At 72.5% G+C, this 13,914-nt stretch carries 10 protein-coding genes; all 10 read right to left on the bottom strand.

Translation table 11 applies throughout. From position 1 onward, the window contains the following. Positions 1-99: 99 nt before the first annotated feature. Positions 100-2,430 (bottom strand): hypothetical protein, encoded by a 2,331-nt coding sequence (locus OG251_RS13070; RefSeq protein WP_326677329.1) that lies wholly within the window; start codon positions 2,428-2,430, stop codon positions 100-102. Positions 2,431-2,452: 22 nt separating this feature from the next. Beyond that, on the bottom strand, positions 2,453-6,340 hold the full coding sequence (locus OG251_RS13065) for a putative baseplate assembly protein (protein WP_326677328.1): 3,888 nt from the start codon (positions 6,338-6,340) through the stop codon (positions 2,453-2,455). Continuing rightward, complete coding sequence (locus tag OG251_RS13060; protein WP_326677327.1) at positions 6,337-9,672, bottom strand: putative baseplate assembly protein; 3,336 nt, start codon at positions 9,670-9,672, stop codon at positions 6,337-6,339. Before OG251_RS13060 ends, OG251_RS13065 begins: the two co-directional genes overlap by 4 nt. Beyond that, positions 9,669-10,052, bottom strand: a complete 384-nt coding sequence (locus OG251_RS13055; RefSeq protein ID WP_326677326.1) for a GPW/gp25 family protein — start codon at positions 10,050-10,052, stop codon at positions 9,669-9,671. Before OG251_RS13055 ends, OG251_RS13060 begins: the two co-directional genes overlap by 4 nt. After that, a complete protein-coding gene (locus OG251_RS13050) occupies positions 10,049-10,393 on the bottom strand; it encodes a hypothetical protein (protein WP_326677325.1) in 345 nt (114 codons plus the stop codon). Before OG251_RS13050 ends, OG251_RS13055 begins: the two co-directional genes overlap by 4 nt. A gap of 92 nt (positions 10,394-10,485) precedes the next feature. Continuing rightward, entirely contained in the window at positions 10,486-11,016 is a 531-nt protein-coding gene (locus OG251_RS13045) for a phage baseplate assembly protein V (RefSeq protein ID WP_326677324.1), read from the bottom strand. 36 nt (positions 11,017-11,052) lie between these two features. Beyond that, positions 11,053-12,192, bottom strand: coding sequence for a hypothetical protein (locus OG251_RS13040; protein WP_326677323.1), 1,140 nt, complete (start codon positions 12,190-12,192; stop codon positions 11,053-11,055). Then, on the bottom strand, positions 12,185-12,568 hold the full coding sequence (locus OG251_RS13035) for a hypothetical protein (protein ID WP_326677322.1): 384 nt from the start codon (positions 12,566-12,568) through the stop codon (positions 12,185-12,187). Before OG251_RS13035 ends, OG251_RS13040 begins: the two co-directional genes overlap by 8 nt. Before the next feature lie 9 nt (positions 12,569-12,577). After that, entirely contained in the window at positions 12,578-13,264 is a 687-nt protein-coding gene (locus OG251_RS13030; RefSeq protein WP_326677321.1) for a hypothetical protein, read from the bottom strand. Then, on the bottom strand, positions 13,261-13,896 hold the full coding sequence (locus OG251_RS13025) for a hypothetical protein (protein ID WP_326677320.1): 636 nt from the start codon (positions 13,894-13,896) through the stop codon (positions 13,261-13,263). The genes OG251_RS13030 and OG251_RS13025 overlap by 4 nt, the downstream gene beginning before the upstream one ends. Between the last annotated feature and the right edge of the window lie 18 nt (positions 13,897-13,914).

Here is a 13,914-nt window from a genome sequence, read left to right as displayed (position 1 = left end):
GTCCCCCTTGGAAGTTCGGCAGTCGGAAGAAGTCGGGTGGGGCGACCGGGCCGGTCGCCGGGTCGGTGTCCGGGCCGGGCGGCCGTCCGGGCGGGCGGGTCAGGTGACGGGGATGATCCCGGCGTCCGTACCGGCCGGGGTGTACTCGGCGAGCCGGGCCCGCAGGCTGTCCTCGCGCTGCGGTTCGTACAGGTTGTGGAAGACGCCCATCTCCGAGCCGTCGTCGGCGCCCCGGCGGATCTGCCACGGACCGCCGTCCACGAGCCGCCCGTACGCGGGGGTGCCGTACCGCTCGCTGGTGAACAGCGGACGTACCTCCTGCGCCCGCTCGGCGCCCACGAGGTCGGGCTGGCAGCGGTGGCGGCGCGGGGTACGGGAACCGGGAGGCACGTACGAGAACCGCAGACAGCCGACGCCGCGCCGCACCACCCGCAGCTGCCCGGTGAAGACGCTGTTCTCCGCGATCTCCACCGCGTGCGTGTGCACCTCGCCGATGATCGTGGTGCGGTGGGCGTGCAGCACGGCATGGGCGTGACAGCAGTCCGGGGCGGACAGCGCCGCCCGGTCGTGGCCGGTGGCGTCCAGGACGCTGTCGCGGAGGTGGATCGCCGGCGGGTCGTGGCTCACCTCGTCGCCGATCACCTCGATCGTGCCGATGATGCTGTGATCGACGGAGACACAGGCCGTGGTCCGGTCCAGGACCAGGCTCGGCTCCTCCGGGGAGTGCGGGTCGCACTCCGGCTCCAGCGACCAGCCGGGCACCAGCGTGCAGTGCCGCAGCACGACCGCGCCGACGGGCCCGCTGACATGGAGCCCGCGCCCGGTGATCAGCAGGCCGTCCAGCACGATGCGCGGAGCGTCCCCGCTCCCGCCGGTGGCGTCCACGCCGTCCTGAGCCCCGCCGCCCTTCCGGGTCCCGCTGTCCTCCGGGGCCCCGCCGCTCTCAGAGGTCCCGCCGCTCGCCGGGGTCCCGTCGCTCTCAGGGGTCCCGTCGTGCTCCTGGGTCCTGGCGTGCTTCCGGGGCGCGTCGTTCCGCGAGGTCCCTTCGTCCTCCCGCGCCCGGATGTTGAGGGCGTCCGGCCGGTTGCTGTACCAGTCGAGCAGCCGGATCACCGGACGGCAGCCCTCGGCCGCCCGCAGCTCCAGCCGGTCGCCGCGGTCCAGATCGAAGTCGAGCTGCTCCTGATACGCGCCGCTGTGCGTGATCTCGATGACGCCGTCGGCCCCGCAGTGGCCCGCCCTACGGTCCGCGCGCCACTGCTCGTACGCGTCCATGATCCGCTGGAACGCCTGGCCCGGACCCACCCGGTAGAAGCGTGCGGCGGGCGGTGTGACGCGCTCGCGCGGGTACTCCCCGCCGCCGATGTCGTCACCCGCGGCGTAGTGATAGGACACCCAGACCCCTTGCCGGGGCGCCGAACGCGACCCGAAGGCGAGCCGCCCCAGCACCGGGTCCACGGCCACCTGACCGAGCTTGGGCCGGTAGCGCCAGCCAGACAGGTCCGCCACGACGATGTCCGACATCGGCACCGGCTCGTCCTGCCCGTCCCGCCGGACGGTGAAGCTCTTGCCCGGCCCGTAGTAGTCCGCGAGCCGGTCGGAGAGCTGCCGCCGCCTGATGAAAGCGGGCACGTTGTCGACCGTCGCGAGGTGCGTGGCCGAGGGCTCCGGCACCGGCTTCGTCACCAGCGGACTGTCGTTGCCCAGGATCGAGAACGTGTACAGGCTCCGCGCCCGGTCGACGCAGTACGCCGGTGCCCGGGTGACCGAGTACGGCTTCAGCCGCCACACGAACAGCCCGACCCCGGCGGGGGAGTGGCCTCCCGCCCGGCGCGCCGAACCCGCCCTGCGTACGTCCACCGACCGCGCCGTCGTGTCGAACGGCCCGCCCGCCAGGTCCAGTCGCGCACCCTGGCGGACATCGGCCAGCCGCCCCCGGGACAGCCTGCGCACGTCGGCGGCCGGGGCCCCCGTCCCGTACAGCTTCACCGGCTGCTGCTGGGAGACCAGCCGGGAGAACTCCACGGCCCTGGCCGGCCACCCGGTGACCTCCTGGGACAGCTCCTCCAGCAGGGCGAGCGTGCCCTTGCGGCGGCGGTTGGCGACCGTCGCCGCCACATCGCGGCGCGGTGCCAGCGCCTCGGCGAGCCGGGTACGGGCGTCGCCGTCCCCGCCCAGACCCCCCGTCGGCACCCGCTCGTACCCGGGCAGCGGCCGGTAACCCACCAGATCGCCGATGTACGGCAGCACCCAGGAAGACGCGGTCTCCACGAACAGGTCCTCGTAACTCTGCTCGACCCCGTCACGCACCCGGTCCACCTGCTCGGCGATCACCGCGAGCAGCGCGCGCAGCGGCTCACCGCCCTCGGCGCCCCGCAGCCGGTGCCACTGCGGGAGCAGCTCCGCGAGACCGTCCGGTTCCCTGCTCATGCGGCGCTCCTTTCCTGGGTGTTCATGAGGTGACCTCCGTCAGAATCAGCGTGTCCGGGACGTCCGGTGACAGCAGGGCGAGCTGGGCGGGCCGGATGCCGCGGAAGACGAACACCGCGCGGCCCTTCGCCAGGCGCCGGGTGTCGGTGATGTCCGGGTTGAGACGCAGCAGTTCGTCGAGCCCGATGCCGTACCGGGCGGCGACCGAGGTGAGCGTCTCGCCCTCCGGCGCGGTGACCCGGTGCACGTCCTCGTCGTACGCGCCGAGCCGGACCGGAACCGTCGCCCGCGGTCCGGCCCGGCGCTCGGCGAGCGCGAGCAGATCCTCGGGGGTGAGGGAGGCCGGCACCCCGTCGAAGACGTCCACGTCCACATGGCCGACACCGGGCACCGAGTGGGCCGTGGCCAGCACGTCCGACAGCCGCGCCGGGTCGCCCAGCTCGCGCCGCTCGGGGCCGAACCGGGCCAACAGGGCCTGGCGCAGGCGGGGTTCGACAAGTTCCCAGCTGTGGTCGCGGGCCACCCGCACCTTCGCCGCGAGGAGCAGCAGGACCAGTTCGCGCACCTGTACCCGGACCGGCAGCCGGGAGTCGCCGTACCGGGCGAGGGAGGAACGCAGCGCGGTGAGCACATCGGAGTCCTCGGCGACGGGGATGTCCGCCACCCCGGCGACCGTGACGTGCAGCAACCGCCGCCTGCCGTCGAAGATCTCGCGCGCCGCCGCCCGCCCGATCCCGGCGCGGGAGCGGGCGAAGTCCTCGTAGTCGGCGACCGACACCAGCCGGTCCAGGGCCGACACGGCGAGCGGCACCGTGGACCGGGTCAGGCCGGGGCCGTCCGCGTCCGCGCCGCCCGTCGCGGGCTGCGGGTTGGTGACCTGGGTGACGCCCAGCGGCCGGGTGACCGCCTGGGTGATCCGGTCCGCCCGGACATTGGCCGCCCGGCCGGTACCGAAGCGGTAGCGGGCCCGGACGTTCTCGTGACCGCTGGGCAGCCGGGCGCCGTGCACCCCGTCGCCGAAGGTCACCGTCGTCCGGCCGCCCGCCACCCCGCCGACGTACACCCGCTCGCGCGGGCCGCGCCCGGCGAGGCTGTCCACCTCGTGCCACAGCAGCCCGTCGACCCGCACTTCGAGGGCCGGGGTGGCCCCCAGCGGGTTGTCGGCGGGCAGCCAGGTCAGCGGCGACTGCCACAGTGCGAACGTCTGGTTGATCCGGTCCGCGTCCCCGCTGCCGATCGGCTCCTCGCGGCTCTCGCCGTGCGTGGCCGCCACCACATTGCCCCGGACCCGCACGGTGGCCCGCCGGTAGCGGTGCACCAGGTCCGTCGTCAGCGTCAGCCGGGTGTGCACATGGTCGCCGGGCACCATGGGGTCCAGCACCTGCTCGACGTCGGCGACCGTCACCAGTTCGGTGCCCGTCACCGCGGGCACGTCCGTACGCTCCCCGGACACGATCAACTGCCGTCCCGGGCGCAGCCCGTCGTACAGCTCGGCCAGCTCCAGCTCGTTGCCGTGCACATCCTCGCCGAGCGGCTCCTCGGCGAGCCGCAGCGGCTGACCGCCCGCGTGCACGGCGGTGTCCCGGATCGTGGAGAGCAGCACGTCGTGCTCGTCGAGCCACGGGTCCGCGAGCGTCAGCTCCGTACCGCGCCCCGTGATGCCGAAGTCGGTGTACACGGCGGTGCGCACGGCGGTGACCCTGGTGGTGACGAACCGGAGGTCCGGGTCGCCGGGGATGCCGTCCGGCCCCTCGGCGCCCTTGCGGGGGCGCTCGATCGCGACCCAGCTGCCGACCGTGACCGAGTCCTGCACCGAGTCGAGCGCGATGACCCGCCGGTTCGCGGGCTCCGGCACCGACGCGATACCGATCACCACGTTCGCCGGTTCACTGCCCACCGTGTAGCGGACGGTCAGCTCGTAGCCGTCGTGCCGGACCTGCTCGTGATCCCCCGGCGCCAGCCGCCAGCTCTTGGACTCGCCGTTGTGCACGACGACATGGACCAGGCCGTCCTCACCGGGACGGGAGACGAACAGCGTCCGCTCGGGCAGGCCCGCGTGCAGCCGGGCGGTGACCCCCGGCTCCTGCGAGTCGGCGGGCCGCCTGCCGAGCCAGCTCAGATCGTGGTCCTGACCGGCCCGCGACATCACCGTGACCCGGCCCGGACCGAGTTCGAACGTCGTCTCCGCCGACAGGTTCTCCGACTGCTGGACCGACGAACCCGTCTCCGTGTACTGGAACTCCGCACGCACCGGGACCCTGCCCGCCGTGTCGAACACGACGCGCATCGTCGTCAGGGCCGAACCGCTCAGCGGCCAGTCGGCCTGCCTGATCACCCGCCCCCGCTCGTCCTGCACCGGCCGCAGCGGCGCCATCGCCCCGAACGGCGCCGATGTCACCCGCAGCGCCTGCACCTCGTGGAGCAGCGCGGGCGCGGTCGGGGCGGACTGCCGCCACGCCGGATACAACCCGTCCGAGATCCGTGGGTCGAGAGCCGCCAGCAGGCGCGCCCCCAGGTCCGAACCGGGTGCCGCCAACTGCCGCGCCCCCAGGTCCGAGCCGGGTGCAGGCCGCCGCCACGCTCCGGCGCCCGACGACCCGGCGCGTGCACCGGGGCGTACGACCCCGCCGCGCAGCGCCGGCAGCACCGCGCCCAGGGCCCGCAGCGCCGCCGAACCCTCCGGCAGGCCCTTGCGGAGCAGCTCGGGCGCGGGCCGGGACGGCTCCAGGTCCGCCGCCTGCGCGATCACCTCACCGACCATCGCCTCCAACTGCTCGAACCAGGCGGCGACCTCCTCGTACGCACCGGCCACCGCCTGTGCCTCGGCCAGCCGCTCGTGCGGCTCGGCCAGCCGCGCCGCGAGGCGGGCGGGCGAGGCGATGGTGTCCAGGTCCGCCCGCAGCGGGGCCAGCACCTGGGTGTCGAACTCCTCGATGTACCGGCTGACCGGACGCGGATTGGGGTTGTCGGGCGTCGGCTCGCCGTCCTCGACCGCCCGCTCGTCCTCCGTGATCCACTCGCGCAGCAGGTCCACCAGCTCGGCCAGGGACGGCGGGGCGGACTGCTGGAGCCCGATCCCCGTCACGTCCTCCTCACGGTCGATCCGGAGCCGGGCGACGGTACGCAGCAGCCGCTGCCCCGGCTCCCGGCCGTCCGACGCGCCCCGGCCGCCCGTGTCCCGGCCGTCCGGCGCGCCCCGGGCACCCGCGCCCTGCTCGTCCTCCGTGCCCTGGCGGCTCTTGAAGACGAACAGCAGCCGGTCCCCGGTCGTCAGCCCCGTCGACGTGCCCGCGACCTGGATCTCGGACCGGCCGCTCAGATCCTCCTCGGTCAGCAGCGAGGGCCTGCGCCTGCGCACCGCCAGCTCGTTCCACGACGCGCGGGCCGCGAGAGCGGTGGACGTCTCGAAGACCTGCGACTCGTCCTCGGAGGTGAGCGGAACGCTGTTGCTGCGCGCCCCGCGCGGGATGACCACCTCCACGTCCTCGTCGCGCGGATCCCGGTCCAGGGTGTACGCGAGATGGGTGTCGGCGGCGATCCCCGGCCTCGGCCGGTGACCCACCAGACGCCCGAGCAGCGCCAGCGAGCGGTGCTCGTTCGCGGTGCGCAGATACGCCTCGTCCACGATCCGCTCGGAGTGGAAGGTGAGCAGATCTCCGACGACGGCCCAGGAGTCCAGCAGCCCGATCGCCGGATCGTCCGGGGTGCGGACCGTCAGCCCGCGCAGCGCCGGGTAGGCGGGGGAGGCGAGCCGGTCCACCATGGCCGCCAGGAACGAGCCGTAGTCGCCGACCCGGTAGTCGAGGGCCGTGCGCCCCGGCGGGTTGTACAGGGCATCGGGCGCCCGCCGCTCATCATGTCCGCCGCAACCGCAACCGCAACCGCAGCCGCAGCCGTCCGCGCTGCTCATCGCGTACCTCCGGCGAGCTCGATGGTCAGCCGGCCGTTCTCGGGCCGGTCGGGGTCGTTGTCGCACCGGGCGATCTCCAGCGGACCGAGCCGCAGTACGCCCGTCTCCAGGGCGGGATCGTCCAGGCTGTTCTCGTCGCCGCTTCCGCCCGAGGCGGAGTCGGTGCCGTCGCTGTCGTCGGAGCCGTCGTCGAAGAGCCGCCGCAGCCGTGTCACCGTCACGCTCTCCACGCCCCGCACCCCGGCCGCCGCGGCCACCAGGGCGCTGAGCCGCACCGGTTCGCCGAACACCAGGGCATCGGGATGGAAGAACCCGAGCCGCCCGCCCGGCAGTCGGCCGGCACCCAGCAGCCGGTACAGCTCGGCCAGGATCTGCCCGTGCTGATGACCGGGTGCCGCACACACCGACAGGGCGAGGTCCAGCGGTACGTTCCTGGCGGGGCCGACCACCAGGTCGTGGCCGATACGCCGGTAGCTCTCCAGCGCGTACGCCACCGAGTCCAGCAGCTCGGGGTCGGGCTCCCCGGCCCCCAGCGCGTCGACGGCGACATGGGCCTCCTGCACACTGCCCGTCCAGCGGATCTCCGCCGCCGCGCGCTGCACCCCCGGCAGGGCGGTCGCCAGCGCCGCGTAGTCCTCGGCGGTCACCGCCCGCTGCCGGGTGCGCTTCAGGTCGAGCGGTGCCAACTGGCGTACCTGATCGACCGGTTCGGGATCGGTGCCGCCCGTCGCGGGCAGCGGATTGCGCACCCCCGCGACCGGCAGCGCGTCACCGGCGTCCTCGGCCCCCGGGTCCCGGCGCAGCACCAGATGGCCGACGGCCTCCGCACCGACATTGCCCGCCGTGCCGCCGCCGAGCCGGTAGTGCAGAGCGAGCCGGGCGCCGGCCGGCGGCCGGGCACCGTGACGCCCGTCGCCGAAGCGCAGCGCCACCCGCCCGTCGTCCTCCAGCTCACCGACCAGGTGCCGGTCCCGGGGCCCGCTGCCGAGCAGATCCCGCCGAGCCGTCCACACCGCCGAGCCGTCCCTGGCTGTCGCGCCCCCGCCCGAAGCCGTCACCGTGTCCACGGCCGTCGCACCCTCCGCGGCCGTCACCGTGTCCACGGCCGTCGCGTCTGTCGCGCCTGTCACGGTTGCCACGGCTTTCACGGCGGGCAGGGCGGACCGCGGATCCTGGACCAGCGCCGCCGCCGGACCCCGCAGAACCGGATCGTCCGGACGCAGCCCGGTCGCGTAACGGGGGCCCCAACTCCGGGCGATCTCCCAGGCGATGCCCGCGTCCAGCACCGTGCCCGCCCGCGCCCGAGCCGTCAGCACGTCGAGCCTGCGCAGCTTCGGCGCCAACAGCCGCGGGCTGCGGTGCAGCAGCTCCCGCAGCGCCCGCACCGGGTGGAGGTGCAGCTCCAGATGGTCCAGCAACCGCAGCCCGAAGAGCACGGTCAGCTCATCGATCTCCCTCTCGGCGAGCCCGTCGTGGTCACGGGCGCTGCGCCACAGCTCCACCAGCCGCTCCCGTACCCGTCCGGGCACGGCGGCCAGCCGGTCGGCCTGCCCGGCCGACACATGCTCCGACAGCGGGAACGGCGTCGCCCACACCACCGGGGAACGCTGGAGCACCGGCCGGAACCGGGGCCGGATGCCGGGATACATCACCTGTGCCAGCAGCGTCGCCAGCGCCTCTGCCTGCTCGTACGCCGTCCCCGGCACGACCTTCTCGCGCCGTCGCCCGGCCAGCTCCAGCCCGATGCCGGCGCGGGTCACCTCCTCGTCGCCGACCAGTACGGACAGCTCCCGCACCTGATCGGCGCTCAGCAGCCGCCCGTGCCGGGTCTGTTCCATCCGGGCCACGACGAGCTGCGCCGTGGCGTTGCCCGCGTCCGTGTCCCCGCACCCGAAGCCGGACGGTTCGCAGGAACCGAGCACGGCGGGCTCCGGCGGCACGGTCACCGTCTCCGGCAGCGCCCCGCCGAACGTCAGCGACCTGCCGTGATCGACGAGGACCACATTGCCGCGGGCGACGCTCACATCCGCCACCGGCTCACAGCCGGGACCGCCACGCGTCGACAGACACAGCGGGAACGCCAACGCGTCCTCGCGGGCCCAGGTGGCCTCCAGCACCGGCTGCCCGGACAGCCGGTCCACGCCCGGCGTGAGAGAGGTCAGCCGCACGGCGTGCCGATGCGCCGGGTCCGCGTCGCCGGGCGTACCCGAACGCGCCCCGCGCACCTCCTCGAACACCAGCAGATCACCCGGCGCCAGGGCCAGCGCCCGCACCGTGCGCTTCTTGTCGGCCCACTCGTCCCGCAGCGTCGCCGAGACCGCGCCCCTCGGCAGGGCACACACCTCGTCGCCCCAGGTCCAGAACCGGATGGTGTTGTGCGCGGGCCGCAGCTCGGCCGGCTCCCCGGCCACCACCGGCTCGAAGACCTCCACCGAACCGCGCTCGGCCAGCACCGCCAGATCGCGGTCCTCCACGACCGCGCCGATCTCCGGCCGGTCGCGCGGCCCCAGCGTACGGACGTCGACCGCGGCGAACCGGAACGTGCCCGGCCGCAGTGTCAGCCGCTTCGTCACCTCGACGGTGACCAGCGTCCGGGCGTTGCACCCGTCATGCATCGGGTAGTCGATCAGCCGCACGTGCCGCCGTACCGACACCCGCCTGCGGGCGGTGTCGAGATACGCCTCGGTGGCCACCGCGTCCTGCTGATAGCTGATCCGGTCCGCCGTGTGCGCCAGCAGCTCCACCAGCGTGACACCGAGATCGGCCGGGTTGCGCTCCACCCAGCCGGGTGTGGTCAGCGCGAGCCGGTCCAGGACGAGCCGGCGCACGGAGTCGTAGTCGCGCGCCGTGTAGTCGATGACGGGCGGCTCGCGCCGGGGGCCGGGGTCGTCGCCCGCCGCCCCCTCCCCGCAGTCGAAGGGCGTCGGACAGTCCGGCCGGAACGTGAACTCCGCCCCGAAGTACCGCTGATCGAAACCCCGGAACGGCTCCGTACCCGGTCGCCCGTACGGATCGGTGTCCACCACGGAGAGCCGGTAGCGCGAGGTGTCCCCGGTCCGGTCGACCGTCACGAGCAGCCGGTCGTCCAGCTCCGGGTCCTCCTCGCGCTCCACGGCCACCTCGACCGCCTCGATCCCGGTGATCCGGCGGCCGCCGTCGATCCGGATGTTCTCCGGACACAGCCCGTGCGGCGCCTTGCCGAGGAACGTCACCGTCAGCGTCACGCCGTCGTCACCGCACTCCACCGCGTCCACGCCGCCGAGCCGCGCCGCACGCACCTTGCCGCGCCTGCCGTCCACGCGGCAGACCAACTCCCTGCTCGGGCTGCTCATGCGGGCCCGCTCCCTTCGAACACCTCGTCGCGCCGGCTCCCGGTGGAGCGCACCACGTAGCGCAGATACACCCGGACCACGTTCTCCTCGCTCACCACGTCCAGGGACTCCACCTCGATCAGCTCGCCCAGCCAGCGCTGGAGCGCGGCCTGCACCGACAGCTCCAGGGCCGAAGCCAGCTCGGGACTGTTCGGTGTGAAGACCAGATCGAGCAGGCCGCAGCCGAAGTCGGGCCGCATCACCCGCTCGCCCGGACTGGTGAAGAGCAACTGCTCCACCAGATCCCGCACATGGTCGTCGTACGGCGCGTGGGCGCTGCGCCCGCGCCGGTCGATACGGAACGGGAACGCGATGTCGCCGCGTACGGTCCTCGCCCTCATCCGCAGACCACCCCCCGCAGCGACGTGGCGACGACCGGCGGCCCCTGCGGCACGAGTGCCGCGCTGAAGCACTGCGCCGCACTCGTGTGCAGCAGGGCGGCCGCGCCGTCGACGAGCACGCCGCCCGGCTGCGGGGCCCACCGCACGGTGGTGCACGGATGAGGCACCCCGTCGATGATGTGCGGGCACCCGGTCACCGCGAAGCCGTCGGACGCCGTGTGCACGGGCAGTCCGTCCACCCGCACGGCGGCCGGTCGCCCTGAGGTGGCGGATGCCCGGCCGCCGTGCGGGCAGGTGAGCGTGGCGGCGGCGCTGACGATGGTCCCTGCGCGTGTGGACAAGAGTCGTCTCCCCGTAGATCTCTGTGTGTCGCGTTCGGCTACTGCTCCTGCGAACTGCGCCGGCAGCTGCTCGGGCAACTGCCGCTCTGCCCCTACTGCTTCTTGGCCACGATCAGCCGGCCGTCGTTGATGTTGACCTCGCCGCCGTTCAGCACGACGGAGGCGCCCTGACCGTTGGCGATCGTCACGCCCTTCTCGTCGAGCTGGATGTACGCCCCGCTCGCGGCCTGGAGCCGGATGCCCTGGCCCCCGCCCGGTACATCACCCATCACGAACTTGTGCCGGTCCGACGTCTGGACCACCACGTTCTGGTGCGCCGGAGAGCCGGTCAGGGCGTCGGGCGGCACCTCGGAGCTGTCCCCGTACCAACACCCGGTCCATATCGGGAAACTGACTTCCCCCTGCTCGAACTCCACCCACACCCCCGCCCCGGCGGCCGGCACCACGTACTGGCCCGACTGCGGCCCGGTGAACGGCAGGCAGGGCATGGCCCAGGTGGACGTCTCGTCGCCCAGGACGTCCGGAACCTTGACCGTGACCCGCCCGATCCTCAGCGGATCGTCATTGCTCACCACCCGCCCCCGGAACTTGCCGAGAAACCGGTTGTTCGGTCCTGCAGCCATGCGAAGCTCTCCTGGTCCATTTCCGCGGTTGCGGTGCTACGGCCGTACGGTGTCGCTCCGGGCGATCAGGCCCTCGCGCGACAGGGTGAAGTTCTGCTGGTACGAGCCGGGTCTGATGTTGTGCGTGACGGACTTGACGAAGTAGTCGCCGTCGTACGTCACCCCGGCGCCACGGACCCCGACCAGCTCGCGCGGCCGCAGGATGTACCCGTGCCGGTTCACGTCCAGCGACCCGGAGCCGGAGATGGCATCGGCCGACAGCGCGGCCCGCGCCAGCAGCTCCGCCTGCGCCTGCGCCGATTCCCTCTTCGCCGTGCCGGACAGGGTGCGGCGCTTCAGCGCGGGTGTGGCCCGGCGGCCCAACGGCGGTCGCAGCGGCCCGATGTCGGGCTGCGGCAGCAGCCGGCTGTCGCGGGTGGCCGGGTCCTGCACCCGGGCCTGCGGCTCCTCGCGGGCCGTCCCGTCGTACGCGAACGTCAGCTGGTCCACCGTCGAGTTGACGTCCATGTTCACGTTGAGCGCGTGCTGACGCTGCCCGAGCCGGGCCTCCGGTCCCCACACGGCGACCGAGTGGCCCGGGCGCGGGCCGGGTTCGAGGTAGAAGGTGTAGCCGTTGGCACGCGCCAGCTCGTTCACATAGCTCAGGTCGGTGCCCGACTGGTAGTCGACGCGGAGCTGCTCGCGCGGGGGCTGTTCGATCTGCTCCTGGAAGACATGGGGCTCGATGCCGTAGTCGGCGTACCGGGACAGGATGCGCGCGACGCGTCCGGAGGGCCGCAGATTGGGGTAGCGGTCGGTGCGTTCCTCCAGGTCCATCAGGAGGGTGAGGTCCTCGCCGGTCACCGTGAGGGTGGAGTGCCCCGGCTGATTGCTGGCGCCGACCTCCTGCCGCACGATGAGCCCGTCGAGCAGCACCCGGGCGGTGCCCTTGACGCTCACGCTGAGGATCACCCGGGTCTTCGGGTCGAAGAACCCTTCGGGCAGCAGCCGCCGGGACAGCGCGCCCTGCTTGGTCAGGTCGAACGCCAGCTGGAATCCGCTGCGTTCACCCGCGGTCGCGGTGATCTGGGCCGACAGCAGCGCCTCCACGACCTCGGGCGGCACGGGCCGGGTCAGCTTCGGCCCCGTCTCCAGGGTGATGTGGATGGGCCCGCCCCCCACGGGCTGGTCAGACATACCGCGCACCCGCCCCCGCCCCGGGGAAGCCCCCGGCGTGCGGGATCGCGATGACACGGCCCGCCTCCTGCGTCAGCTCCTGCGGGTCCAGCACGGGATTCGCGTCGGCGATCTGCCACCACTGGCCAGGGTCCCCGAGATACCGCTGGGCCAGCAGATCGGGCCGCTCTCCGCTGCTGACGGTGTGCGGCGCGGTCTCGTCGTCCGTGACGTGCTCGATCGGTGGCAGCAACCTCCGTTTGGTGTAACGGACTTCGGTCCCGTCCGCCATCCGGTGCACCCCGATCTCGGCGTCGTGGTACCGGCTGGAGCGCGGATAGGGGTGGGCGCCGGGAATGCTGTCCAGCGCGTTCTCGTACGGTTCGATGTCGGCCATGGCCTCGGCTCAGCCCCTCCCCAGCCCGGCGTCCCGCCCGGCAAGCCCCAACGCGGCGAGCCCGCCGCTACGGGCGGCCCTGGCGAGCCGCTCCTTCTGCGCGAGATGCGCCATGTACAGATCGGCCCCGCGGTGCCCGGCGGGCAGATCGCTGACGCTGAGCACCTTCATGCCGATGCTCAGCGCGGCCCGGATCGGATTGAGACTCACGTCGAACGCGGACTCGTTGATGGACAGCTCGGTCAGGCGCACGGGCATGACGCGCTTGCTGCCCCAGGTGAAGAGGGTCAACGGCATCTCGATGGGACTGATCTCGATGGTCCCCTTCTTGGTGAGCCGACTCGCCTCCCGCAACTGGGCCGTGGTCGGATGCACGAGCATTTCGAGGGTGGCCAGCTCCGGATGAATGCCATCGGGGGCGGCCACCTCGAACTGATCGGTGGCATCGATCTCGGCGGTGAACTTCCAGGTCTCCTGAGCGGGCCCTTTGAGCCGCAGAGCCTCATTCCGGTCCCCACCCCCACTGCCCCCTCCGCCGGAGTCCCCACTGCCGCCGGCGGACTGGGGCGCGAGGGAGCGTTCGAGGGTGTCGGGATTGAACTGGAGAACGATGATGCGCTGGGGGGTGCCGCGCTCGGGATCGACGACGACTATGCCGGAGCGGATGGGCTTGGGGATGTCTGCGTAGCGGGTCACAGCCGGGCCTCCAGACGCTGAAGAAGCGATGAGTAATCCTGGTCGGTGAACAACTCGGAAAAGGCCTCCAATCCATCGCGGAGGCCCGCCGCGAGGTGATCGATCGCAGGGTCCTGGAAGGAAATATCCGCGAACAGGTATTGCCAGCCGTAGAGACCCTTGGTGAGCGTAAGTGCTTCCACGTACTGATTGAAGGTCAGGTCGAGAATGGTGAAACCGGGAGGGTAGGGGGGTGTCTCTGTCGCCACAAGGTCGTGGAACCAAATCTCGCGACGGGTCGACTCGGGATTCATTCGCAGATAGGCAGCAAACCCTCTGCCGGATGCGTAAGTGTTGTCGAAGTATCGAAGTTGCGTAACGAACTTCTTATGGAAATCATCGCTGAGCATGCTCGCCAACCGGCTGGCGTCCTGACCCAGGATCTCCATGGGGGCAGGGATCCGATATTCACCCGAGAAGCTCGGCAGTGGCGGCGTGGATGTCCAGTGTGCGGCTACCTCGATTCTCAGCGAATTATCCAGAATGTCGCGCCCCAGCTGGAGATTCGACCACTCTGCATGAAAGATGCTCAATGGCGTGATCTCGGCGAAACTCGGTCCGATATCACTGCAACTTTCGTCGAGAATCTCCACAGGGGCGACTTTGCGAAG

Source organism: Streptomyces sp. NBC_01237, assembly GCF_035917275.1.
GTDB lineage: Bacteria > Actinomycetota > Actinomycetes > Streptomycetales > Streptomycetaceae > Streptomyces.
Note: the sequence above shows the minus strand (reverse complement) of the source record. Positions and strands in the feature narration are given on the sequence as shown.

What these genes read in the sequence shown, in the direction of transcription:
- OG251_RS13070 (WP_326677329.1), bottom strand. Translation starts at nt 2,430, where the DNA reads ATGAGCAGGGAACCGGACGGTCTCGCGGAGCTGCTCCCGCAGTGGCAC.
- OG251_RS13065 (WP_326677328.1), bottom strand. Translation starts at nt 6,340, where the DNA reads ATGAGCAGCGCGGACGGCTGCGGCTGCGGTTGCGGTTGCGGTTGCGGC.
- OG251_RS13060 (WP_326677327.1), bottom strand. Translation starts at nt 9,672, where the DNA reads ATGAGCAGCCCGAGCAGGGAGTTGGTCTGCCGCGTGGACGGCAGGCGC.
- OG251_RS13055 (WP_326677326.1), bottom strand. Translation starts at nt 10,052, where the DNA reads ATGAGGGCGAGGACCGTACGCGGCGACATCGCGTTCCCGTTCCGTATC.
- OG251_RS13045 (WP_326677324.1), bottom strand. Translation starts at nt 11,016, where the DNA reads ATGGCTGCAGGACCGAACAACCGGTTTCTCGGCAAGTTCCGGGGGCGG.
- OG251_RS13040 (WP_326677323.1), bottom strand. Translation starts at nt 12,192, where the DNA reads ATGTCTGACCAGCCCGTGGGGGGCGGGCCCATCCACATCACCCTGGAG.
- OG251_RS13035 (WP_326677322.1), bottom strand. Translation starts at nt 12,568, where the DNA reads ATGGCCGACATCGAACCGTACGAGAACGCGCTGGACAGCATTCCCGGC.